This window comes from Citrobacter braakii (assembly GCF_002075345.1).
Taxonomy (GTDB): domain Bacteria; phylum Pseudomonadota; class Gammaproteobacteria; order Enterobacterales; family Enterobacteriaceae; genus Citrobacter; species Citrobacter braakii.
On sequence record NZ_NAEW01000067.1, the window covers coordinates 1 to 1470 of the forward strand.

General features: G+C 49.3%; 2 protein-coding genes. Both read right to left on the minus strand.

From position 1 onward, the window contains the following. Positions 1-958: adhesion protein (locus tag BZK42_RS27785; protein ID WP_080861583.1), on the minus strand; the 958-nt coding region annotated here is incomplete at its 3' end. Continuing rightward, positions 955-1470, minus strand: a 516-nt coding sequence (gene stdC, locus BZK42_RS27790; protein ID WP_080861580.1) for a fimbrial biogenesis chaperone StdC, incomplete at its 5' end; no start/stop codon positions are given. The genes stdC and BZK42_RS27785, both read right to left, overlap by 4 nt.

Consider the following 1470-nt stretch of genomic DNA (forward strand, 5'->3'; position numbering starts at 1 on the left):
TGCCACCGGAGCCGTTATCCAGACTAATATTCCCCATATCCGCTTTCGTATTGAATTTAACCGGCGTTCCTGCCTCATCCAAAACCAATAGCCTGAAACCATTGTATTCTCCTTTTGTATTTTGAAGCGTTACGGAACTGTCTGCGTCAGCAAGCATCAGCCCGTTGGTCCTGAACTCTATAGCCAGCGGAGCAACGAACGGGGTCAGTGTTCCTATGTTCTGTTGTGCTGTCACCGTAAAAGGGATTTCCCGGGGTACCATGGTCTCCTTATATTCCGTGTAAAAACGCCCCATTCTGAGCACAGAAGGTGAAATTATCACTCTGCCTGAGTTGTCAGGAATAAACCGGATATTAAAGGCAGACATGGTTAAAGATTTGAATGGAACACTCGGTGCTCCCCATCCTGTTGGGTCATAGGGAAGAATATTAATCGTATTTCCCGGGATATTTATGTTGAAAAAGTTTTTTGTAAACACCTGGTCAATAAAAATACGAAACGTAAGCGTCCCACTCAGATTGTATGTTTTATTTTGATCCATCCATTGCCCAAACACCTTGGAACTGGACCAGCCACTAAACCCTGCCTGTATCTCTCTCCATGTAAATGTAACAGGGGCACTGCTCCCTTCCTGCACAGTGATATCTGCAGCCAGCCCATTACTCTTTAATGTATTTACGAAATTTTCCAGATTATACAGATTAAGTGTTGCCCGATAATCGGGTCCATATGATTTGAATGAAGTATGACAGGTATAACTGACTGGTACGGTAACAGAAGCCAGTTCATCTCCGGAACTATAATTCCCTCCTTTAATGTTAATGTTCTGAAGGGCAACATTTCCACTGGCGTCGCAGTATGACCAGTCGAGTGCTGCCCGCGCAGAATTACAGGCAGTAAAGAAAAGAAACACACCTGACAGTATCAGTGATTTCATATTGAATAATCGTCCTGTCATGATGTCCCCCCCCCGTCCTTAAACGCGCAGTTCAGGGCATCACAGGCGTAGCGGTTCATCTGCAGTCCACCGTAATCATCGACATACCCCACCCACAGCGTCCGGGTTTCTGCCGGCAGAACAGCCTTTAAAGGCAGGCTCCCCAGGGGCGGCACCATCACGCCCTCGCGGAAACCGCTGAGCCTGTGGCTGCGGTCTGCTCCCAGCCACGCCACAGTGATGTAGTACGGCGTCGGGTTTCTGAGGGTCAGATGTCCCGCATTCCGCTCAGCAGTCAGTTTTCTTTCCGGCTGGTCACTGCTGCTTCTGATAATGGCTTTCGGACGGTAAAACAGTTTCAACTGGCTCTGCATGGCCAGTTGCAGGACGTTGTCGTCTTCTGACTTCGGGGGAACGCCCCGCACGTTAAACCAGAACAGCGTTTCCCTGTCCTGAGGGAGCTTGTCTGTCAGCCCGCGAACCTGGGTGATACGGACCTGGGATTTCTGTCCGGCATCAATACGCTGCAGCGG